This window comes from Paenibacillus sp. Soil766 (genome assembly GCF_001428105.1).
GTDB lineage: Bacteria > Bacillota > Bacilli > Paenibacillales > NBRC-103111 > Paenibacillus_E.
In genome coordinates, this window is sequence record NZ_LMSJ01000058.1 from 201,243 (window position 1) to 224,404 (window position 23,162).

At 46.0% G+C, this 23,162-nt stretch carries 22 protein-coding genes; 6 read left to right on the forward strand and 16 right to left on the reverse strand.

The window, feature by feature from the left end; all coding sequences use genetic code 11:
• Nucleotides 1-18: 18 nt before the first annotated feature.
• The 5 genes from ASG89_RS31910 to ASG89_RS38050 form a co-directional block, all read right to left on the reverse strand.
• Entirely contained in the window at nt 19-1,401 is a 1,383-nt protein-coding gene (locus ASG89_RS31910) for an MATE family efflux transporter (RefSeq protein WP_057315374.1), read from the reverse strand.
• A 13-nt stretch (nt 1,402-1,414) separates the two neighbouring features.
• Complete coding sequence (locus tag ASG89_RS31915) at nt 1,415-2,800, reverse strand: alpha-glucosidase/alpha-galactosidase (RefSeq protein WP_057315375.1); 1,386 nt, start codon at nt 2,798-2,800, stop codon at nt 1,415-1,417.
• A gap of 249 nt (nt 2,801-3,049) precedes the next feature.
• Entirely contained in the window at nt 3,050-3,538 is a 489-nt protein-coding gene (locus ASG89_RS38335; protein WP_268795689.1) for an iron-containing alcohol dehydrogenase, read from the reverse strand.
• The gene (locus ASG89_RS38340; RefSeq protein WP_057315377.1) at nt 3,526-3,873 is read right to left on the reverse strand and encodes an iron-containing alcohol dehydrogenase; all 348 of its coding nucleotides are present in this window, start codon (nt 3,871-3,873) and stop codon (nt 3,526-3,528) included. Before ASG89_RS38340 ends, ASG89_RS38335 begins: the two co-directional genes overlap by 13 nt.
• A 48-nt stretch (nt 3,874-3,921) precedes the next feature.
• Nucleotides 3,922-4,140 (reverse strand): hypothetical protein, encoded by a 219-nt coding sequence (locus ASG89_RS38050; protein ID WP_057315378.1) that lies wholly within the window; start codon nt 4,138-4,140, stop codon nt 3,922-3,924.
• Nucleotides 4,141-4,260: 120 nt separating this feature from the next.
• Here ASG89_RS38050 and ASG89_RS31935 point away from each other — a divergent pair, with 120 nt between their 5' ends.
• Complete coding sequence (locus ASG89_RS31935; protein WP_057315379.1) at nt 4,261-4,968, forward strand: DUF2161 domain-containing phosphodiesterase; 708 nt, start codon at nt 4,261-4,263, stop codon at nt 4,966-4,968.
• A gap of 350 nt (nt 4,969-5,318) precedes the next feature.
• Here ASG89_RS31935 and ASG89_RS31940 read toward each other — a convergent pair whose 3' ends face one another.
• The 5 genes from ASG89_RS31940 to ASG89_RS31960 all read right to left on the reverse strand — a co-directional run bounded on the left by ASG89_RS31940 (nt 5,319) and on the right by ASG89_RS31960 (nt 11,039).
• On the reverse strand, nt 5,319-6,269 hold the full coding sequence (locus tag ASG89_RS31940; protein WP_057315515.1) for an NAD(P)/FAD-dependent oxidoreductase: 951 nt from the start codon (nt 6,267-6,269) through the stop codon (nt 5,319-5,321).
• 237 nt (nt 6,270-6,506) lie between these two features.
• Entirely contained in the window at nt 6,507-7,739 is a 1,233-nt protein-coding gene (locus ASG89_RS31945) for an MFS transporter (RefSeq protein WP_057315380.1), read from the reverse strand.
• A gap of 104 nt (nt 7,740-7,843) precedes the next feature.
• The gene (locus ASG89_RS31950) at nt 7,844-9,166 is read right to left on the reverse strand and encodes an ABC transporter substrate-binding protein (protein WP_057315381.1); all 1,323 of its coding nucleotides are present in this window, start codon (nt 9,164-9,166) and stop codon (nt 7,844-7,846) included.
• Nucleotides 9,167-9,333: 167 nt separating this feature from the next.
• The gene (locus tag ASG89_RS31955; protein ID WP_057315382.1) at nt 9,334-10,170 is read right to left on the reverse strand and encodes a carbohydrate ABC transporter permease; all 837 of its coding nucleotides are present in this window, start codon (nt 10,168-10,170) and stop codon (nt 9,334-9,336) included.
• A complete protein-coding gene (locus tag ASG89_RS31960; protein ID WP_057315516.1) occupies nt 10,170-11,039 on the reverse strand; it encodes a carbohydrate ABC transporter permease in 870 nt (289 codons plus the stop codon). The genes ASG89_RS31955 and ASG89_RS31960 overlap by 1 nt, the downstream gene beginning before the upstream one ends.
• A gap of 199 nt (nt 11,040-11,238) precedes the next feature.
• Here ASG89_RS31960 and ASG89_RS31965 point away from each other — a divergent pair, with 199 nt between their 5' ends.
• The 4 genes from ASG89_RS31965 to ASG89_RS31980 are packed head-to-tail and all read left to right on the forward strand — an operon-like array spanning nt 11,239 to nt 16,225.
• Nucleotides 11,239-13,062 (forward strand): sensor histidine kinase, encoded by a 1,824-nt coding sequence (locus tag ASG89_RS31965; RefSeq protein ID WP_057315383.1) that lies wholly within the window; start codon nt 11,239-11,241, stop codon nt 13,060-13,062.
• Nucleotides 13,040-14,668 carry a response regulator gene (locus tag ASG89_RS31970; RefSeq protein ID WP_057315384.1) on the forward strand — a complete coding sequence of 543 codons (1,629 nt, stop codon included), beginning with the start codon at nt 13,040-13,042 and terminating at the stop codon, nt 14,666-14,668. Before ASG89_RS31965 ends, ASG89_RS31970 begins: the two co-directional genes overlap by 23 nt.
• Before the next feature lie 52 nt (nt 14,669-14,720).
• On the forward strand, nt 14,721-15,152 hold the full coding sequence (locus ASG89_RS31975) for a hypothetical protein (RefSeq protein WP_057315385.1): 432 nt from the start codon (nt 14,721-14,723) through the stop codon (nt 15,150-15,152).
• A complete protein-coding gene (locus ASG89_RS31980) occupies nt 15,152-16,225 on the forward strand; it encodes a phosphodiester glycosidase family protein (protein WP_057315386.1) in 1,074 nt (357 codons plus the stop codon). Before ASG89_RS31975 ends, ASG89_RS31980 begins: the two co-directional genes overlap by 1 nt.
• Before the next feature lie 305 nt (nt 16,226-16,530).
• Here the strand turns inward: ASG89_RS31980 and ASG89_RS31985 are convergent, their stop codons facing one another.
• Together ASG89_RS31985 and trmL are read right to left on the reverse strand one after the other, a co-directional pair.
• Entirely contained in the window at nt 16,531-16,785 is a 255-nt protein-coding gene (locus ASG89_RS31985) for an AbrB/MazE/SpoVT family DNA-binding domain-containing protein (RefSeq protein ID WP_056624765.1), read from the reverse strand.
• A gap of 194 nt (nt 16,786-16,979) precedes the next feature.
• On the reverse strand, nt 16,980-17,444 hold the full coding sequence (trmL, locus tag ASG89_RS31990; protein WP_057315387.1) for a tRNA (uridine(34)/cytosine(34)/5-carboxymethylaminomethyluridine(34)-2'-O)-methyltransferase TrmL: 465 nt from the start codon (nt 17,442-17,444) through the stop codon (nt 16,980-16,982).
• Nucleotides 17,445-17,587: 143 nt separating this feature from the next.
• On the opposite strand from trmL, the gene ASG89_RS31995 reads away from it, so the two are divergent.
• A complete protein-coding gene (locus ASG89_RS31995) occupies nt 17,588-18,301 on the forward strand; it encodes a response regulator transcription factor (protein WP_057315388.1) in 714 nt (237 codons plus the stop codon).
• A gap of 117 nt (nt 18,302-18,418) precedes the next feature.
• On the opposite strand, the gene ASG89_RS32000 is transcribed toward ASG89_RS31995, so the two are convergent.
• From ASG89_RS32000 to ASG89_RS32015, 4 genes are all read right to left on the reverse strand, one after another.
• Entirely contained in the window at nt 18,419-19,699 is a 1,281-nt protein-coding gene (locus tag ASG89_RS32000) for an MFS transporter (RefSeq protein WP_082593740.1), read from the reverse strand.
• Between the two features lie 403 nt (nt 19,700-20,102).
• Complete coding sequence (locus tag ASG89_RS32005; RefSeq protein ID WP_057315389.1) at nt 20,103-21,653, reverse strand: MDR family MFS transporter; 1,551 nt, start codon at nt 21,651-21,653, stop codon at nt 20,103-20,105.
• A gap of 57 nt (nt 21,654-21,710) precedes the next feature.
• Nucleotides 21,711-22,451 carry a hypothetical protein gene (locus ASG89_RS32010; protein WP_057315390.1) on the reverse strand — a complete coding sequence of 247 codons (741 nt, stop codon included), beginning with the start codon at nt 22,449-22,451 and terminating at the stop codon, nt 21,711-21,713.
• Nucleotides 22,452-22,475: 24 nt separating this feature from the next.
• Complete coding sequence (locus ASG89_RS32015) at nt 22,476-23,156, reverse strand: polymer-forming cytoskeletal protein (RefSeq protein WP_057315391.1); 681 nt, start codon at nt 23,154-23,156, stop codon at nt 22,476-22,478.
• Between the last annotated feature and the right edge of the window lie 6 nt (nt 23,157-23,162).

The following is a 23,162-nucleotide window of genomic DNA, read 5'->3' on the forward strand; positions in this document are numbered from 1 at the left end:
CGTTCCCCTTTGTACGTATTAAACCTTGAGATGCTTCCATGCTCCGCGCTTAAACCTCAAATAAATCAGATTCGATCTGAGAAATTGATCACTTGCAACTGCACTCCATAAACCGATCATGCCCCAATGAAAGACGTACACGAACAAGTAGCTCAGTACCACCCTAATACCCCACACGCCAATGAATGTGGAATATAACGGATAACGGGTATCACCTGCTCCTCGCAACGCCCCGCCAAGAACAAATTGTGATATTTGCGACACTTGGATACATCCTACGATTCGCAGGGCCCATGCTCCTTCACGAATAATCGTCTCGTCATTGGTATACAGCCTAAGGATATGCGGAGCGAACACAATGAAAAGCGCCCCCATGCAACCGGCCAAGATCATGCCGTATTTTCGGACTTGCCACACATATCGTTCGGCGAGATCAGGTTTGCTTACACCCAGGGTTTGCCCAACTAATGTTGAAGCCGCTATGGCAAAGGCAGCCCCTGGCATGAACGAGATGCCAATAATACTCGTTACAATTTGCGATGCCGCGATGGCTACAGTCCCCAATCCCGCACAAATCTTCACAAACGTCATAATCCCTAACCGCATAATGAGCTGCTCAAGACTGCTAGGTATACCAATCCTCAACATTCGCCTAATCATGTCTTTATCCAAGCGACTGATCTCTGACCACCCGATGCGAACCGTAAATCTTCCGCTGAACATGACAACGATAAAGCCTATCATCGCTCCGAACTGAACCACTAAAGTAGCGACGGCCGCACCCGTAATGCCCATTTGAGGTAAATCGAGATGACCATAAATCAGCAGAAACCCGAGGGTCACATTCACACAGCCTGACAGCACATTGATTACCATCGGTGTTCGCGTGTCTCCCGAGCCTCTCAGAATAGCTGACAACGCCGATGAGATCGAGGAAAAACCGATAGAGAAAAACATGATCTTCGCATAAGTAAGTCCAACTTGAACAACCTCATCACTAGCGCCCATCAGTTGAAGCAGGCTCTCCGCAAAGGTGACCCCAACCGCAACAATAAAGACAGACAGAACTGTGCCGAGCATGAGCGATTGTCCTGCAGCCAAATTCGCGTCCCCCCATTTCCCCGCCCCGGTGGAACGAGCGACGATCACGGTTGTTCCCGAATTCAACGCTGCAAATAGGACGGTCAATAACGCATAGGGTTGGCTTGTTAAGCCAACAGCTGCCACGGCAACAGCCCCGAGGTGTCCGACTAAGATCATCATCACCATTTGGGTTGCATTCATAAGCAGCATTTCTGTCAAAGATGGACCTGCCAATTTGAAAATCATCCGGCGAACAGCTCTATTATCCTGTGGATTTATGGAGGCGGATTCGCTGTGTATCGCCCCATCTGCACTCATGGCCAAACCGCCATTAGATGTTCCATCCAGGCAAATACGCTTTCGTATTGTGCAGCATCTGATCGAATAGTACTTCAGCATCGTGGATATCGATCGTCACAAGCGGATCATTGATAAACGCTTGGAAGGCCAAGTCTTTGTCCTTCTGAAGAGCTGCCTTCAGAATAAGCTCTTGATTCATCGTATGCTGCAGAACCAGATTATTAACTGCCAACGGAAGCTCACCAGCGTACACCGGGCGCAAACTACTTGCAGAGAATACTGCATTCGTTTCAACAACTGCCCCCAGCGGAATTCCCTTCATTTGACCAACGTTAGGAACGTTAATATTAGTTACAAATTGCTCTAGTCCGATCAGACCTTTTAATTGTCTAACTTCTTCTTCGCCAGACGCTTTGAGCGGCAACTTCTCCTCGCCACTCAGCAGCTTCCCGTAAAACAGCTCCGTTGCAGCATGCTTCTCAACACGACTTTGGACCGTCGTTAAGCCGAACTTCCAGGATCGCACCGTCTCTGGATCTTTCAAATACCAAGGAGGCATAAATTCTGCTAGATGGCGATCACCTGCCGCTGCTATAACACCGTAGCGCCGAAACAAATCAAACTTCACGCGGTTAGCCGCCGTATAGGTGTTCGCCACCCAAGCATCTTTGTTGTGTTCAAACCCGGATTCATAATATGTATCAACAAATTTGCGATACATCGGAAGTAAATCCCTATTGTGATACGTCGCTTGATCGATCCAAGTAAAATGGTTAATCCCCAGCACATTCACCTTCACTTGATCGCGATGTACACCCTCAATTCCTTCCATATCGCGAAGCATGCGAATCAATAGCCCTTGCACACCAAAAATTTCATGGCAGCAGCCAATCGCTTTAATTTTGGGAAATACTTCGTAAAGTGTCCATGTGCAAAGTGTCATTGGGTTCGTATAATTAAACACCCAGGCATCAGGGCAATATCGTTCGATCGCTTGTGCAATTTCTACATACATCGGAATGGTGCGTAGTGCTCTAAGCAGTCCTCCAGGGCCTGTCGTATCACCGACCGCTTGGTAAATGCCGTATTGTTCAGGCGCATGGACATCGGACGCCATTTCCTCGAAGGTGCCAGGAAGAATCGAGATAAAAACAAAATCGCAGCCATGCAGCGCCTCTTGCAGCGTCGGATACGCCTTGTACGTCCATTTCGATATCGTCTCTGGATAATCAGAAACTGAGTTACCTAATTTTTCATTATTTTTGGCTTTCCCATAGTCAAGATCATACAAGCGAATCGTTCCCGACAATTGACCATCCAGCGCCAAATCGGCAATCAGATTTTTAGCCCAATACATCGAACCGCCGCCAATATAAGCAATTTGAATATCGCTGACCTTTTCATGAGCAAATTTCATGTTGCGCCTCCTCCATCATGTAGAACCGTCTTGCATTCGCTACAAGTATAGAAAACAAATCCATTTTAGAGGATGGCAAAAATTAAGTGGGGTTGTGATTTTTTACACTTTTCTCCCAAGCATACTGAAAAACGCCAGCCCTCACTTGAGGACTGGCGTTTATATGAAGTACATAAGAAAATTGAACAAATACAGTACCGATTTCATATAAAATAAGCGTATCTAGGTTCCCCTTCATTGCGCTTATGCTTACAGCAGCCGCTGTAAGCGCAAGATCGTAAACCGGTTGCGCACGAACAGCGCATCCTGCAGCGACGCCTCCACCAGCGCTGGCTCCACGCCGAGCTGGTCCGGCGTCGCCGGCCCTTGCACCGCCGCGAGCCACGCAGCAAGCTGCTCAGGCGGCGGAACCGCGCGGGCGATGCTGGCTTCGGCCATGGCCCCGTAGGCCGCCCGGATGCGTTCCGCATCCGTCTGCGCACTCGGGGCCTGCCCTTGCGCTAGGCGCGCAGCGGCCTCATCGGCCGTGAGCGGGAGCAGCGCCTGATAGCGCTGCGCCATGAGCACGGTCGCGACGCCGACCTTCGCGCCGTGCAGCAGCGCCCGGCGGCGCTGCTGCAGAAGCACCATCTCCCAATAATGGGAGAGATGGTGCTCAGCCCCTGAGGCCGGCCGCGAGTGGCCGACCAAGAGCATGGAGAGGCCGGATAGGAGCAGGCCTTCCATCAATCGACGCATGCCTTATGCTTGCCGAGCATGTCGCCGACGCCGGCAGCTATCATGGCTTGCGGCGCTGCTGCAAGTAGGCCCAAGTCAGCGAAGATCGCCTCAGGCGCTGAGCAAGGTATCGTCTTCTTGAAGCCACGGACGATGAGCGGAGCGCCTACAGAGGCAAATCCGTCAACCGATGGTGCCGTCGGTACAGAAAGAAATGGCCGTTTCGTACGATGACTAACGAAACGCACGATGTCATGAATCGTTCCTGAGCCCACGGCGATCAACTCCTTCGACGTCAGTGATGTGTCTACCATCAATTGAACGATAGCTTGCTCGTCAGCTGCTACTTCCCCCATCTCATTCTCTCGAATGACACAAGTGTCTACCCTTCACCTGACCATCTTCTAACAGGGAGGCAGGGAGTGCAGCCTGTCACCAGCCACAGCGTACGTGTTCGCATCCGCAACAAGCGTTATTTCTTCATAGCCCGCTTCCCTTACATAATCAACTACTTCAGATAAAGCATCTCGTTCTATGACAATACGGCGAATCGGAATCTCATGCTTTTGCCCGCAGGCGCACGCAAACCTTTTACCCAACCATTCATTCAACAATTCACTCAAAACTCTCATCTCCTAACCTGTGCGTACAAGTTATTCTCCCACCTATTCTAGCGCAACCTATGCTATAATAAAAGCCATTCTAACAGACTTTTTGCACGAAAAGAGGAGAAAGAAACCCTCATGCCGATCCAGACCGAAACCGAGCTGTATGCACCGATTAAACACTTCTTCGAGCAGCGTGGCTATACCGTTCGTGGAGAAGTTAAGCACTGTGATTTAGTAGCAATTCGAGGCGATGAGCCTCCGGTTATCGTTGAATTAAAAAAGAGCCTTAATATCCCGCTCCTTGTACAAGGCATTGAACGGCTGCGGCTAACGCAAGACGTCTATGTAGCCTTCGAGCTGCCTAACAAAGGAAAAGCCCCCCACCGTTTACAATGGGAGGATATTCGTCGACTTTGTCGCATGCTGGGGCTTGGCGTTTTGACAGTCCAATTCTACAAACGCAAACAGCCCACAGTTGATCTCGTCTGTGAGCCTACTCCTTATACATTACGCCCCAATAAAAGGGCTTCCGGAAAGCTAATGACCGAGTTCCATGAGCGCAGCGGCGATTATAATGTCGGCGGCAGTTCTCAGCAGAAGTTAATGACCGCCTACCGTGAGAAATCGTTGCACTGCGCCTATTTGATGCAGCAGCACGGTCCACTAAGTCCACGCAAACTGCGCGAGATGACCAGCAATATGAACGTGAGCTCACTTCTGCAGCAAAACTACTACCGTTGGTTCGTCCGACAAAGCCGAGGCATCTATCATCTTACACCCGGCGGCGAGAAAGCCTTAGTCGAGTATGCACACGTAGTGACAACTTTAAAGGGGTTAACCTGAGATAGTCGATTTTTTCGACTATCTCTTGTTTTAGACCCCGATTCCACGCGTGATAGTCGATTTTCCCGACTATCTCCTTGCTATAGAACTCGTTTCCACGTGTGATAGTCGATTTTTTCGACTATCTCCTTGCTTTAGACCCCGATTCCATGCGTGATAGTCGATTTTTTCGACTATCTCCTTGCTTTGGGCCTCGTTTCCACGCGTGATAGTCGATTTTCTCGACTATCTCCTTGCTTTAGACCTTGCTTTAGACCCCGTTTCCACGCGTGATAGTCGATATTTTCCACTATCTCCTGCAATGGACCTCAATTCAAGCGAAGCACTTACTTTTTCAGCGGGATGCCTTCCTAAGACCTTATCACAACCAGATGCACATTCGCCTCTTCATTCATTCTTAGCAGCGCCTTGTTGATCCAAATGGCCGCCTGTGAACCTTCGCCCATCGCGATCGTCACTTGCTCCGCATGAACGCCAACATCACCAGCCGCCCAGACGAACGGAACACTCGTCATTTTACTGCGAGGATCGGTCATCACATGCCGATTCTCCATGCGTTCTGCACCCAACTGACGAGCCAGATCCGATTTCACTTCATTCCCCCCGAAAGCAATAAAGCCTCGTTCCGCTTCTAGGCGACTGCCATCTCGAAGCACCACTCCCTTGAATTGACCCGGTGAATCGACTACAATTTCTGCAAGATCTTCTGTTATATAGGTAATGCCTTTGTTCTTCATTTCCATAAGAAGCTCACTCTTCACAGCTCGATGTTGGTGATTCACATACGTCATGTGTTCGGTTCGATGACGAAGCTTAATAGCCATAGCTGCCCCTGCATCACCTGAGCCCATCACTAGCGTATGTCGATCCTTGATCTCATAGCCGTCGCAATCGGGACACACGTATACGGTTAAGCCCAAACATTCTTTGAGGTTCGGGAGTTCAGGCATCCGATCCATTAAACCTGTTGCCAGCAGAAGCGTCCTCGCTTCATAGCCTCGGCCACTTTTGCCCCATAGCTCGAAGCCATCACCGATTCTTTCTTTGGCGACAGCCTGCACAATTTCATCTTGAACAAAAGCAACCCCTAATCGCTCAGCTTGCAGCCTGCCTAATCGTCGCAGCTCTTCCCCCGATATTCCATCTGGCCAACCTAGAATATTATGATAGCTCTTGCATAGGGTAGAACGGCCGTAACCTGCGTCAACCACAAGTACCTTATGTTCATATCTACCTAATTGTATCGCCGCTTGAAGCCCTGCAATGCCTCCTCCGACGATCAGAATATCTACTTTCTCCATTTGCACAATGCCCCTCTTCTCCAATTCACTACCTTCTAGGATAACCGAATTCTGGCACAATCATCCTTTTAGAGGTTGTTAAAGAAAAACGTCTACGCCGTCCTTCTTATACGGTAGCGTTTCACAAGAAATATAACCTTGTACCGGCTATTCGAATGGGAAAAGGACAATAGCAACTGCCTACACTGGGTGTTTTTGAATTCCCAGACTAGACTGGCGTGTGCTGAACGAGCATGCCTATCGATTCTTGATCGACCAGATCAAGCCAAATTGCGTCAAAGCGGCAAACAGCAGGATCCATGGAATAAGTCCGCTATCCAAATCGCTGCCAAAGGTAATGAGCGCAAGAATGGAAATAACCCGCCCCACATTTAAGAAAAATTCCCGAACGACTACGCTTTCGACCTTTAATTCCCCCTTAAGAGGAAGTCTCGCAATGAGGCTATAATAGTAACCCGTCATGGTATTCCCTTGCAGCGGAGCAAAGATGGAGTACAGAATCATAAAGCCGACCACAGACCACACATTTAAACTTCCTATAATACAAGTGACCCCAACGAGGTAACCCGCTGTCGAAATGGTCAAATACATCCTTGCCCTGCCCGCGTTCGCGTACTTTGAAATAAAGATCCCCATGACGATACTTAAACTCGAATAAAGGACACCAAGATAGCCGACCAAATCTTCCCGCGGCAGTACTTTGAATAAGAGAATGTTTGGTAGAAACAACATCGTACCTTGGAGCAAGCCCATACCAAAGAAGCCAAGCAGCGCTTTCGACCACTCTTGCTTTTTCTTCATAATAAGTCCTGTGTATTTCAAATAATACACACGATGATGCCCGCCTGACGCCTTAATTTTCATAGAAATGATCGCGGCCAACAGGAACATGAAGAAAGCAATGGAGAAGACGATGGTATATCCGCTTAAGCCTTCTTTCAACCGAATGATGAAACCAGCAAGTGCTGGTCCTGCAAGCGTAGCCGCCGTGAAGAACATCATATTGAAAGCGAGATACCGAATCCGATTCTGCTCCGTCGACACATCATACATCAGTGTTAAATAGCCCACCCAGTAGAAAGCGCCAGCTAATCCATTAAATATGGCAAAAAGCACATAATAATCGACCAACCGCTCCCCAGCAATGCTCACACTTAAATAGAAGAGACCAATCAGTACGATACCTAGACGGTACGCTACCATACGATCCTTCTTCTTAATCATATACCCGCCAATGGCGAACCCTATTGGTGTTAGGATGTACACGATCATGCTGTAGGTTCCATTCACGACAACACTATGCGTTAACCGCCACAAATATAAATTGAGAAACACCCCTGACATGGAAGCACCAAATTGAAAAATGGAATGAATAAGTAAAGAAATGACAGCTTCGCGTGACAATCTTTTCTCACGTGGCATGGTGATATTCCCTGTACCCCGCAGCCAAGCTCTAATAGTAAAATTCATGGTAAACCCCCAGTCCTCTTCATTGTAACAGCCATTGCCACATCTGTTAAACAGCAAAAAGCCTCAGCATTGGCGCTGAGGCTTGATGTACGTCTAGATTCGGGTTACTTCTTAAGGCTATCCCATGTTTTCTGGAATTCTTCCAACATTTGATCCTTTGTATACTTCTTAGCAACATAACCTTGCATGATATCGCCGAATTTCTTACTGGATGCTTCTCCACCTGGGAATTTGAACCAGTTCCAGCTCAATGTTTTGCCAGCTTTGCTGTAAGCGATAATGTCTGCTGCTAATGGTCCAAGTACTTTCTCGTCAGCAGGAATGGATTTGAAAGCAGGGATAAACTTGAATTCGTCTGTGATATATTTCTTACCGATATCGGAGCTAACCATCCAGTTCAAGAATTTCTTAGCTTCGTCTTTAACTGCCGAGTTTTTGTTGATAACCCAGTTATTCGGTACGCCTACGAACAATTTATCGTTCGCTGTAGCATCATCACTGATCGGCATTGGCAAGAAGCCAATTTTGATATCAGGGTTTGTTTTTGTAATTTGAACTTGTGTCCAGTTACCTTGTTGCGTCATAGCTGCTTTACCCGTTGCGAAATCCGTTACTTGAGTATTGTAGTCGGTTTGCAGAGGGTTTTTGTTGCCATATTGCAATTGCAGGTCGAACAATTTCGCCCATTGGTTGAACACTTCGTTACCTGTAATCTTCGCTGTACCTTTGTTCAAGCCATCGATGAAAGCATTCGGATCCTTCTGATAAGCAAATGGAAGGTTCACGAAATGGTTTCCAAGTACCCACCACTCGGCATATCCTGTTTCAAAAGGAGTGATTCCCGCATCTTTCAATTTTTTAGCCGCTGCTTCTAATTGAGAGAACGTTTTTGGAAGCTCTGTGATGCCCGCTTTGGCAAACAGATCTTTATTGTATTGGAAGCCATATCCTTCAAGATTAAGTGGTTGACCGTATAGCTTTCCACCCTTCGTCATTGGCTCTTTCGCAACATCAACAAGATCTTTTACCCATGGTTGATCGGATAGATCTTCCAAGTTATCGATCCATTTATCTAGGTCTGTGAAACCACCGTTGTTGAAGATATCCGGTTTGTCACCTGCGTTAAACTTCGCAAGTAGCGCTGCACCGTAGTCAGCTCCACCGCCGACAGTGTCGACTTGAATTTTGACATTCGGATTCAGCTTCTGATATTCTTGCACCATTTTACCAAGCTGATCTGCGATCTCAACTTTGAATTGGAAGATTTTAATGGTAACTGGCTTGCCGCTAGCAGCAGGCGTTGTTGTCGCTGTTGATGCACCTGTAGTTGGAGCAGGACTTGCTGTCTCTTCTTTTTTCCCGCAACCAGCTGCTAGTACGGATAAGGATAATACTGCTGCCACTGAAACCATTGTTAATTTTTTCATGTAGGTAATGCCTCCCTTTATCTTGTATCCTCATTTGAACTCGCTTACTTGATCTTGCCTTGCTTGCTTACTTCCTTACATGACTTATTGTAAACACTTACATCCTGGCTTAACACCGAGTATATTGAACATAAAGGTGGAATATCTTGCACATATTTGCAATTATGTCACCCTTTTACTGAACCCGCCGTAATCCCTTCTACAATGTGCTTCTGCAAGAATAAGAAGAAAATGACGATCGGCAATACGCTGAGTGTTAACCCTGCAAGAGCTAAATCCCACTGCTTCGTATATTGTCCAAAGAACGAGAAGGTGGCTAGCGGAATGGTCCGCAGCTCTGGATTGCCTAGGACAAGAGATGGAAGTAGATAATCATTCCAAATCCATAAGCTGTTCAAAATGATGATGGTAATCGACATTGGCTTGAGCAGTGGAAATACAATTTTCCAAAACACGCCGTATGCTGAGCTGCCATCTACTTTGGCTGACTCCTCAATTTCCAGTGGAATCGATTTGATGAAGCCATGATACAAGAACACATTTAAGGAAACGCCAAATCCATAATAACAGGCAACCAATCCTAGCTTACTATCCATAAAGCCCACTTGGCTTGCTACACGAACAAGCGGAATCATGATCGACTGGAATGGAATAACCATGGCAGCCACGAATGCTAAGAAAACAAGATTATTGAATTTACTTGCTTTTCTCACCATGCGATATGCCGCCATTGAGGAAATGACCACAAGCCCTACATTAGCCAAAACGGTAATGAATAAGGAGTTGAAGAACGCCTTCGGGAACTTCATAATGCTCCACACTTTGGTGTAATTATCTAGATAGAGTGAGCTTGGCAGTTTCGCCGTATTCGCTGCTAATTCAGGAAATGTCTTTAATGAATTCGCAATGACAAAGTAGAACGGAATCAAGAACAGTAACGCAACTAGAATGCCCAGAACTTCAAGGGCGAATAATCGTCCTGTATACTTTTTCACAGTAGCCATTAGACCTCAACCTCCTTGCGCTTGGTGTACATCACTTGGATGGTTGAAATGATGGCAACCACGATGAAGAATACGAGAGCCTTGGCCGTTCCTAACCCATACCGATTGTTACGGAAAGCTTCTTGGTAGATATTGATGGAAACCGACTCTGTGGAATTGAACGGTCCGCCTTTGGTTAAAGAGAAGTTCAAGTCGAAGATTTTGAATGACCACGAGATCGTCAAGAACAAGCACACAGTGACGGCAGGCATAATAAGTGGCACGATGATGCTTCGCAGCACTTGCAAGCGGGATGCGCCATCTATATAAGCTGCTTCTAGCATATCCTTCGGAACATTCGACAAGGCGGCTATGTAAATAATCATGAGATATCCAGCGCCCTGCCACACACTAACGATCACGATTGCCCAGAAAGCTGTCGGTGAATCACCTAACCAAGGCAGTTCGAAGAAACCGATACCTGTGAGATTTCCAAGAGTTGCAAACCCTTTGACAAAGATAAACTGCCAGATAAAACCGAGCAATAACCCCCCAATTACGTTTGGCATAAAAAAGATCGTGCGCAATACATTTCTTGTTTTCAGTGCTTGCGTGAGCAGTAAAGCGAGTAGGAAGCCAACGAGGTTCGTCAGAATCACGTTCGTCACGGTCAAGCGTGATGTAAAGTTAAAGGCATTGCGATAATCCTTATCATGGAATAAGATTTGTTTGAAATTCTCAAGTCCATTGAAGGTTACTTTGGTTGTTACGCCGTTCCATTCGGTAAACGAGTAATAGATGCTCATCAGAAATGGAATCAAGACCACGATGCCAAAAAAGACTAACGCAGGTCCGATAAATACCCATTGCTGAAGCCATCCGGAAAGCATTCTTTTTGTTTTCACTGGGAAGTCCCCCTTACCATTCTGCTACTATACCCCAAGTATAGAGTGCCGCAGTACCCCAAAACACAGACGATGGTGACGCATTAGGTGGAATTTGTTGACCTCTCCTGCTACAATGTAGGGGAAAATCCCATTATAGAAACCGAGCTGATGAAGTCTGATACGACACAGTATTCGCAATAAATTGATCTTATTTTTGCTGATTGCCACACTTGTACCTTTCTTAACCTCCCTTGTCGTCTCCTATTACTTCACCAAACAGAAGGTAACAGAAGATACGCTGACCAACAATTCCGCCCTACTTTCACAAGGTAAAACGAATCTCGTGAACTATTTGGATGGGGTGGTTCAAGCCTCCTCTACCATTTACACAGGCAGGAATATTGCTGAGCTAGGCCAATTTTATGAGATCATTCAAACGCAGCCCGAGATTAACTATCAGAGCGATAAAGTGATCAAAAGCGGTCTGCAGGTCATGTCCCATTCGGTTAAAGAAATCAAACAAATTTACCTGTATGCCTCCGTTAGCAACAGTTCTTTTCTTACCCACAATGACATTCAAGTGAGCATGGCTGGTAAATATGAGGGATTGCAGCCGTTCCCTGCGGGCAAGCTTGTGTATTTCGAAATAAAGCATGTGAACAATTTGTACGGCATGTCACTCTCTGCATATTCTAACCCAACGCCAGTTATTTCTATGCACCGTAATATCATGTACTCGCCTAGTAATCAATCTATTGGTGAACTTATTATTGATTTAAATTTGGACCTCGTTTCCGATATTTCTCAGGGTTTATTCACCCATGATCAAGAGGAACTCTACATATTAGACGAAACGGGACGTATCGTGTTCGGTCCAGATCCAAGCAAATGGGGACTTCCATTAGACGGTAATTGGGGTGATGAAGCCGTTCACAGTACACTTGACAAAGGCAGCTATGAATGGTCGAAAGGTGCTTTTGCAGGAATTAATATGTATGAGAAAATGCGTACAGACTATCTGAACTGGACGATTGTGAAACGTCTTCCGTATGAACAGCTCACCAAGAATGCTCGTCAATTGACTTTCATTAATGCCCTTATTCTTTCGTTCTCTATGCTAATCGTCATGGCAGGAACGGTATATATTAGTATTCGTTTCACGGCTCCTATTAAGCAATTAATTCGTTACATTACACGCATTCAAACGGGACAAGCTGGTCTAGGTGATCATCAGAGCGATATTGAGTTGGCACGGGTTGACGAAATGGGGATACTCGCGAACCGCTTCCATGGGCTTATGCAAGATTTGAATCAAATGGTTATGCGCGAATATCGGTTAGAGCTAGCCAATAAATCGAATCAACTGATGGCACTTCAAGCGCAAATTAATCCGCATTTCCTGAATAATGCCTTGCAATCGATCGGAACATTAGCCCTGCAGCATGAAGCACCTAAGATCTACACCCTCATTAATTCGTTAGCGAAAATGATGCATTACAGCATGAACACGAACGAATCTGTCGTTCCTCTTCGCAAAGAAATCGATCATATTAAAGCTTATTTGGAGCTTCAGAAGCAGCGTTTCGAACACCAATTTGATATTGTCTATGCGATTGAAGAAGGAACTGGGGCCTTTTCTATTCCTAAAATGATTCTTCAACCGCTTGTCGAAAATTATTTCAAGCATGGTTTCAAACCTAGCCATTCGCAAGACGTTGGTCTGTTGCACATCGAATCTGAGAAGTTGACAACTCCTGAGGGAGACTACTTGAAGCTCACCGTAGCGGATAATGGGATTGGAATGACGGAACAACGCATCCTTGAAGTCCGTAGTCGACTGAAAGCACCCTCTGTTGCAGATGATTCCTATATTGGCTTACGTAACGTCCTGACGCGTATCCAGCTTTATTTCAGTGATGATGCAACCTTGGAAATTGACCATGTCCATCCCCAAGGTGTGCGAATTGTTATCCATATACCGATGAAGAAGGGAGTTACCCCATATGAAAGTACTACTCGTAGATGATGAGAAGCACGTACGCGATGCCATCCGATTACTTGTGAATTGGAAACAATACGGGATCGATACCATACTAGAAGCGTCTGACGGGGAAGCCGCGATTGCACTGGTGAGCAGTGAACATCCCGAGATTATTATGACCGATATGATGATGCCCATCATGAATGGCGTCAAGCTGTTAGAGTGGCTGCATCGCCATGCACCTGATGCCAAGACCATCGTCATAAGCGGCCATGACGACTTCTCTTTACTCCGGCACACGGTGAAGTATGGCGGAACGGATTATATTTTGAAACCGATTGATCCGGATCAGTTGAACGAAGCGTTGGACAAAGCCATTCAAACCTGGCTCAAGGATGAAGAGCAGAGGCATGCGAATCGCGAGCTGAATATCGAGGTAAATCAATTCAAACCTATTTACTGGGACAAGCTGCTCTCAACATTAATTGCTGAGCCTGGCACCTATGAGCCCGTGGCTGACCAGTTGGAGCGCGAACTTCATTTACCCAGAACCGTTACTGCCTGCCGTGTTGCTATTCTTTCACTAGATACGATGGAAGCTAGCATTAAAAATAAATTCAGTCAAAATATCGATCTTCTTCTATTCTCGCTGATTAATATTTGCAACGAATTTCTTGTTTCGCATAAGCGCGGCTACGCCTTCCGGCATTTGCATAATTCGAATGAAATTATCCTTCTCTTATGGTCTTCTCCATCCAGCGCAGAAGAACTGTTAGTGACGATTAATGATGGTATTCGCACCGCCTTGCATGCCCGCGTAGATTTCGGGATAGGAAGCAGCCACAACTTCCCTAGTCAATTGAAGCTATCCTATCAAGAGGCGCGAGACGCACTGCGGCAGCGTAATCTGACAACCAAAGAAACGTGGATTCATACGAATTGGATCCCGAGCAAGGGATCCCAGCAAACGCTGACTTTTTACCAATTTGAAGAACAAATTCTTCTAGCTCTTCGCAGCGGGAATGTCGAGCAGATTCAGGATATCGTTCAGATCTGGATGGATGCCATTAAGAGTTGTGAGGTCATTACCCCTGCGCAGCTTGAGCATTGGTGGGGAGAATATCGGGTTATGATGCGACGCTGGATCCAGCAATTGGTTCCAGATAGCCGTGAGGAAGACATCCAACCGTTGCTTCTTGAGGATAGCGCAGCCGCAATTATTACGCTGGACGAGAAAGGCCTATTGTCCCTCTCACTCTGGCAGCAAGAGCTGACTCGCAGCCTTATACAAGTATCCAAGCTCCATCTGGAGAGCCAACATAAAGATAACAATGTGATTTTTGAAATCGCCAGCTTTCTAGAAAAGCATTATCATGAAGATATTTCGCTTGCGGATATTGCCAGCCGTTTCTATCTCAGCCGCGAGTACATCTCCCGTAAGTTCAAACAGGAGTTTACCGTCAATCTCTCTGATTACTTAGGTCAAATCCGGATGAGCAAGGCCAAAGTGCTGCTCTGCAATCCGAATCTTCGCATTTCTCAAGTTGCTGAGATGGTTGGTTACCAAGATGAGAAGTATTTCAGCAAGGTTTTCAAAAAAATGTCGGGCATGACCCCCGGTGAATATCGAAAAACAGCGAATTCTATCTAAAGTTCCGAGAAAATAATGGAATATGCTATACTAGTAGCAAGAGGTGATTTTCATGAGTATGCCCATTGAGAGCGCAACGGCGAATTCTTTTCCCCGCACGTCGAAAGCAACCAGGGTCAAGAAGAAAACGTATGTCTTCCTATTCGTGGGTTGGGTCATGCTGATCGCAGTCGGAGTAACAGCTACGATGATGTACACTGAGCATCTGAGGCAACAAATATCAACCGATATCGCACAGCAAACCCAGCAGCAATTACAAGTCATTCAACAAGATTATCAGAATCAAGTCTCTCAATTGAAAGATAGTGTATCTTCCGATATGAAGACTTTGCAGGCCAAGGTAGATTCATTGAATGAATTACTGGCATTCACCAAGGATAGCGCTAACAGCAAGACCGATAATAGTAATCAACTTTATACCCAGCTCGCTGACGTGAAGAAGAAATTGGATGAGCTGACCAAAAATCTGGATGTGTTGAAATAATGACAGCGAATTCGATACAGCAAATCAATCGTCTTATGTTGCTGGCCTGCGCCCCTTTCCTAGGGATGCTGATTTGGCTGCTCTTCGTCTCCCTGCATATTTCCATTCCAGTGAAGTCTCCAGTTGCTTCGACACCGATCAATCTTGCGCAAGAGACAACTATGCTAAACGGCTTGTTGACGCAAGCGAATAATGATGCGGTCCAAACAAAAACCATTATTCAGCAGTACTTCCAGCTGTACGAGAAAAGCACGGCAGAAGTAACAGCCATGCTCCAAAGCGCGACTTCCCAAATCGCCAAACCCGGACTTATCTATGATGCACGGATTACAGCCAAGCTTGGCAGTCCAATCCGCCAGGCCACATCTGGCAATATCGACATTCAGCTGTTCGCTTTGAATGAAAAACATTATTCAGGTTATGCTCTTAAAGTGAACCTCAAAAGCGATAAAGCGATCAAGCTCGTATTGGGGAATGATAAGCTCGGCTCCAGTGAAACGACGTTGGCTGCAGCTTCGCGCTATGGCGCCGTTGTTGGCATTAATGCCGGCGGCTTCGCAGACGATAACCGTGGTAAACGCTATCCGCTCGACACAACCATGATGAACGGGAAGTATGTCAACGGCTTCTTCCCCACCAACAATGACACGGCCTTCATCGGCTTGAACAAAGAACGTAAACTGATCGGCGGCAAGTTCAGCTCCCAGTCAGAGCTCGATAAGCTGAACCCGTTGATGGGTTCGACCTTCGTCCCTGTACTGATGAAGAATGGCAGCAAAACGTCCATTCCGTACCAATGGCAGAGCTCACCAGCAAGAGCAGCACGAACCGTGATGGCAAACTATAAGCATGACCAACTCTTATTCCTTGTTACAGATGGCTACGATGAGAGCGGCAATTCGGGCGCTACGCTTGCTGAGTTGCAGGATAAGATGCAGCAATTAGGTGTTGTGGATGCTTATAACTTGGATGGCGGCGGCTCGACTACGCTTGTCTGGGGAGGAAGCGTGATCAATCGTCCATCGGATGGTAGACTCCGCCCGCTTGCTACGAACTTTTTGTTTTTCAAATGACCCAAATTATTCACACAATATTCGTTTCTTTTTTGGAGATGGTTGGGTATAATAAGCCTTAACTATGTTCTTTAACCCTATAGGGGATGCTTACGAAGTCAGTTTTCTGGCGAAAACTTTTAGGAGGTGCAGCAATGTTCGGTTTATCCACAACATTTTGGCTCGTTAATTCCGTTTTCCTATTATTCATCGTCGCTATGTTGACGGCTTCCTATAACGAAGACAAAACAAAAGGCCTGTAAGCCAAGAAAAAAAGCATCGCCTTCTCCATTGGAGGAAGCGATGCTTTTTCTTTTTTTTAACTACTAGGCTCTCGCCTTAAGCAGGTTCATTTCAGTTACACAAACGCCGCAAATATAACGTTCTTTGAATTCACTGACACTTTCCATGCTACCGCAGAACACACATTTCGGACGATATCTCTCAAGAATGATATGGTCACCCTGTACTAGAATTTCTACAGGATCTCCCTCGTTCATTTGATATCGCTTTCTCAACGATTTAGGTAATACGATTCGTCCCAATTGATCGACTTTACGTACGACTCCAGCTGGCTTCATCATAGGACTTCACCTCTCTTTTCCCAGACGTTTTCTACACTCCCGGCAATTTCACATCGACCAACTTTTCCATATCGAGCTTACCGATACTATTCGCCGTGAATTATAAAATTCCTTCTGCGAAAGCCCCAAAAACTTTCTTTTCTTGTCAAAAATGTCGGCTGAGCACCAAAAAACATAGGACGCCGGTCTTCCTACTCGAGACCTACAAACCCCGTTTGGCGTAATCCTTCATATAAAATAATAGCTGCAGAGTTAGAAAGATTTAATGATCTTACGTTATCTGACATTGGCAACCGGATTAAGGTGTCCGGATGCTGACGCAGCAGCTCCTCTGGCAGGCCTTTGGTCTCTTTACCAAACACGAAGAAATCACCATCTTGGAAAGCAAAATCCGAATAACGTTTGCTAGCTTTCGTCGATGCAAAGAAGAATCTATGGCCTTCGTACGCCGTCATCACTTCATCGAAAGAATCGTAATAGTGAATCTTCACTGAGTGCCAATAATCTAAGCCAGCGCGCTTCAGCGTCTTATCATCGGTGTCAAAGCCAAGGGGTCTTACTAGATGAAGATGAGCACCTGTTGCAGCACATGTGCGTGAAATATTGCCTGTGTTTGCAGGAATTTCGGGTTCTACTAATACAATATGAAAAGCCATCTTTATACATTCACCTCATTATCTATCCTATTATAACCTGTGCCCGATTGCAATTTAACACTGGGTTAACTTTATCTTAATATCGCGATGATAGTGGTACGTCATACTAGAGTTATCCTTCATTAAAAGGAGCCTTGCTAACAATGAAAAAGAAAATATTAATTGTTGATGACGAACCTTCCATCTCCATGCTTATTGAATTCAACCTGAAGCTTGCCGGCTTCGAAGTACATTGTGTATTCGACGGAGAAGCAGTATTCGGTGCGATTCAATCGTTCCGCCCCGACCTCATTGTCCTTGATCTCATGCTGCCCAAGATGGACGGCTTACAGGTATGCCGCAAGCTGAGAAGCCAGAATAACCTCGTTCCCATTATTATGTTGACAGCCATGCAAGATCTTACTGATAAAATAGCCGGTCTGGACAATGGTGCAGATGATTACATGACAAAGCCCTTCTCACCGCTCGAGCTGGTCTCTCGCATTCAAGCAATTCATCGCCGCATCCAGACCCTGCCTTCTACGACGGAAGAAGCGCCGATTGCGATCGGCCAAATCTCTGTCAAAGCAGAACAACGCGAAGTGACGATGAATGGCGCACCTATCGAGCTAACTCCGAAAGAATTCGAACTGCTGCTTTTCCTCTGCAAGCATCGAGGGAAAGTGCTTAGTCGCCAACAACTGCTGCACGGCGTGTGGGACTATCACTTTCTTGGGGATACACGCATCGTTGATGTCCATATCTCTCATCTCCGTGATAAGATCGAGCAGAATGCACGTCACCCGGAATACATCATGACTATCCGCAACGTCGGATATAAATTGACTGAGCCTGTTAGTAAGGAGTCATACGCTTAAGTATCAGGGTTTCACACCTTTCTTTGTTTGCATGGTTGTTGGATACTTCCATGATGCCAAACAAAGAAAGGTGTTTTTATTGTCAACAATAGCAAACTTCTGCGTCAACCCTTATCGTTACAAGGCGGTCGACTCCACTCTCTGCGTACCACACACATGCAACCAACTCAGACGAGGCCACATGCTTGGGTAGGCATAGATGAACATCGGTTTCATTGCTTGAGTCTCCCTTTTGCTGCCAATGAGAAATAGATCAAGAACACAAAGATCACCACAGCAATAAACCCAAACCCACCGAAAAATGTCCATTTTTGCAGAAAAATAACCGAATCCCATCCCGATCATACTAAGCGCGGCATTCTCCCCCAGCGACTGAAAAGAACCCAGCGTCGCTCGCATGGACGAGTCAATCCCATGATGCAAATACCCAGCGGTCAGCGGTTCCATTACCCCTGCGAACAAGCATATAAAACCTATCACGGCCAATCCACTATAGTCTCTGACTAGAGCAATATACAGAAAACTAACCGCTAACACTAGAATTGCACTGGTAAGCAAGCACCTGTAGCTAAACCACCTTTTGACCCAGTAAGCCAGAAGATTACCAGGCAGACGGAGCAAGAAAATTGCTGCAGAGAACATCCCGAAATAGAAGACCGGAATGCCTAACCTGTCCAAGTAGGTCTGCCAGAACTCGTCAATAAAGCTAATCGCAGCACCCGTCACCATGCCAGATAATAACACAAGTCTCACACTTGGATGATCGCGAAAAAAGCGCAGCGAAGCCGTCACAAAGGTACGAATAGGAATCGGCTGCTCATCATCTTCGTTTCCTTTTGCCACACGAGGTTCAACTAATGTGAGCGTCAGACACAGGGCAATCACCGCGCTCCCAAGCGAAATCCAGTAATTCAGTTCAAAGTCAAAGCGGCTTCCCAGAACACTTCCACATAGCGCAGCAATCATGATAGAGACAATGTCTAGCGCATTGAGCCGTCCCAGAATCTTCTCAAAAGATTCCTCTTTCCCCTCTGATAAGAGAGAGTCATACAGCAGGGCTTGCTCCGCCCCACTACTCGCTGAGTGTCCCACTGCTGCTAGAAATACTACAAGTGCAAAATGCCAGAATTCCGTCGCAAACACTAATATTAGAAACTCGCAGCACCCCATGAGCGCCGCAACTATGAGCATGTGCTTTCTGCCCCATTTGTCAGCGATAATGCCTGTGGGTACTTCTAAAATAACAATCGTAATCGCGAAAATAATCTCTGTGTACACAACCATCTGAATGGTCATGCCCCGTTCTTCCCAATACAGCCTCTCAATGACATAAGCAGGAATGAGATGGGAAACAAATTGTATCACATATAACTTCCGTATATTTAACATCAAACCCATGTTCAGAACCCCTTTCTTTTCGTAGATTGACGTGTATCAACCTAAGAAAGGAGGTGCTCGTGAACGGCTAATTACTAAGGCTTAACAGGGAGGTCTTGTGTGTGGCATATCATCCACTCCTTTGTAGGAATAATTCTTCTTTCTCCATATTACCATACAGAATTCCGCCTACAACCTCTCTTTAAGTGAGAAAAACTTCTATCGATGTCCTTCGAGGATGCGCGACCGCGTTTTACATGTAGTTTTTATCGCCAATAAGAATTTGTTCTTCCGTGAATAGGAAACTTATAAATTCTTATGTGGTAAAAAAATACACCCCTTAATGTCATCAGTTTACCCAAAAGGGGTTTTCCAATGACGATGATAAGGGGTGTACTTCAGCCTATTTGGATGAGGCTTCTTACTATTGACCTTTCAAGTCTGCTGCGGCTTGCTCAGCTTGCTTGTGTTCCAGTGATTCGGTCAAACGCTCTTTACTCATGAGGACCGCTGCTACGACAGCCAAAGCCGTAGGAATCAGCGCCCACATGAATGTATAGGCAATCGAGGATGATAAACCAGCTGTAATTTTATCTAGGATAGGTGTAGGGATTTGGGCACGCATTTCTGGTGCCAAGAGCACCCTAGGGTCACTAAACGCTGGATTGTCAGCCATGTTCCCTTGCCCGCTTCCAGCGAAAACCTCCTCGAGCTTCGCCGTGAAATCATTCCGTTGAATGATTCCGAATAACGTAATCCCTAAAGTCATACCTAAGGAACGTATGAAGGACACGGTTGCATTCACCGAACCACGCTGGGACGGATCGAAGTGATGGATCGCCGCATTGGAAAGAACGGAGAAACTCGCACCGATCCCAACACCAACGACGATCATGCACATTGTCACATACAAGCGGCTTGTATCGGGGTCAAGCTGTGTCAGCATGAACATACCTGCGGCTAGAATCACAACAAAGATCATCATAATGTTACGGTATGGCATCTTATTCATTAAGAAACCGCCGCCTACCGCTGAGAATACAGAACCTACCATCATCGGCAATAAGACGAGTCCAGAGTTCGTTGCTGTTCCGCCAAGTACCCCTTGAATATAAATCGGGATATACACAGATGCCGTGATAAAGCCCATTCCGCTTAATAAACCAAGGGCATTACTCGTTGTAAACAAACGATTCTTAAACATCGGGAACGAAATAATCGGTTCGATTACTTTTCTTTCAATAATGATAAAGCAAATCGTTAGCACGGTGAAAGCTGCAAATAGTCCAATAATTAAGCTGGAATCCCATGCATATTTATTTCCACCAAGCTCGAGGGCAAACATCATGCTGACAACGGCACCAACAAGCGTAACGGCACCCCACCAGTCGATCTTCTGCTTCGTATGAATCGGTGATTCTTTGTAGTAGATCGCAATAAAAATCAAGGCCAAAATACCAAGAGGAATATTGACATAGAAGACCCAATGCCAGTTAATGTAATCCGTAATATATGCGCCAAGCAACGGTCCGAAAATACTGGACAAACCGAATACCGCACCGAATAAACCGCCTAACTTCCCGCGTTGTTCAACTGGTACCGTATCAAACATGATCGTGAACGCAATTGGAATCAACGCACCGCCACCGATTCCTTGTAGCGCGCGGTAGATACTAAGCTGTACAATGCTTTCTGCCGTACCACACAAGATGGAGGCAATTAAGAATACAATTAATCCAAAAATGAAAAATCGTTTACGCCCGAACATATCGGACAACTTTCCAAAAATCGGCATACCTGCCATTTCAGCAACCATATAGGCGGATGTAACCCATACAAACTTATCCAGCCCGCCAAGATCTCCAACAATGGTTCCCATCGCTGTCGCAACAATTGTATTATCCATGGACGCCATTAACATGGCTAAGAGTAGACCTGCTAAGACGAAGCCTACTTTATTATTTGAACTCGTCATTCTTACACATTCCTTTACGATTTGATTTCGCCTTTACACTTTAAACTTACTGGCTTATTACAACTTGCGTGATTGTTTCACAATGGCACCCTTCTTCTTCTCTAGGTGTACCTTGTATTCTACCAGATCAACTTCACAACCAGGACCGATGACAACTTCGTTGCCGCGAACAACCTTCGCTCTCGTGTGCTCCACATAGATATCATCCCCTTCAATAACCGATACCGTTACCTTGGCATGCGGCGAGGGTCTGAAGAACAAGCTAAAAGGATGAAGCAAACTCGCTTTGCGAATTCTAATTTTCTCTCCGCCAATCTCCTTCGCCGTTGAATCTTGGAAAAGCCTGATGTCCATTTCTCCTGCATTGAGCAGTCCGCCAACATCAAACATCCCCTTCAGATTAAACACATCGACTTCGCAGTCCCCTCCTGCAGCTATATGGCCTTTAAGCGCGATCTTGGTACCTTGCATGTGGCCTTTCACTTCAATCGTCCCTGATCCAGTAAGTGAGCCGATTTCTGCATCACCACTGATACTCACCGTCCCCGAATTTTTCATTGTATCGCTTCGAATATTTCCCGTCAATGCAAAAGTGCCTACAACGCCCGCTTCGCTTGCCTGCAAATCACCTTCCATCTCTAATGTTCCGACACATTTCAGTAGCTGGCATTTCGTATCGCCTTCAATGATGCCTTCTCCAACAATTTTCACTCGATCGTAGAGACCTCCTACCGCGGTGGAGCTACCCGTAATCTTCAAATTGCCGAATTGCGAACGTTTGTTTGCATATATTTCCATTGTACCTTAAACCTCCTCTCTTCGCTACACTTTTTCACTGCGTTTCACCTTGGATCGCTTATCTTGCTCAAGCTTTGCCGTATATTCGATGAGTCCAATCTCACAGCCAGGTCCGATTGTAATATCTGCTCCTCTGACTACATCTGCAGTTGTATGCTCCAAGTAAATATGGTCGCCTTCGATTGTTTGAACCGTCAAATGATTACCGATGGCCAGAGGCAGGATCTTCAACCAACGTGCCAAACTAATACCCCGTTGCTTACGTATTTGGATCCGCTCTCCGCCGATCTCTGCGATTTTGCAATAGCCATGCAGAGTAACAAGGATCGTATCTGCATTCAGCGTACCAACTTGCAGATTCCCATTGGCGTTAAACTTCTCCACTTCACAGTTGCCGACTATCGTTGAAGCACCATGTATTTCAAGGCTCTCGCCCGCGTAATTGCCCTCAATCTTGACTTTGCCATGAATTCGGGTTCGATTGGCTTTAAGATCCCCCTGAATCGTTAATGTACCATTCATTTCAGCCGTTTCAGATGTAATATTGCCATTCACTTCTGCTCGCCCATTTAGCGTAAAAACGGAGCATATTACGTCCCCTTCCAGACGACCAATGCCGTCGATTTTAACCGTACGAAAGCCCCCTCCATTCGAAGAACCTATGCCCGAAATTATCAGATTACGCTTCGATTCTGCTATTTGCATCGTTGC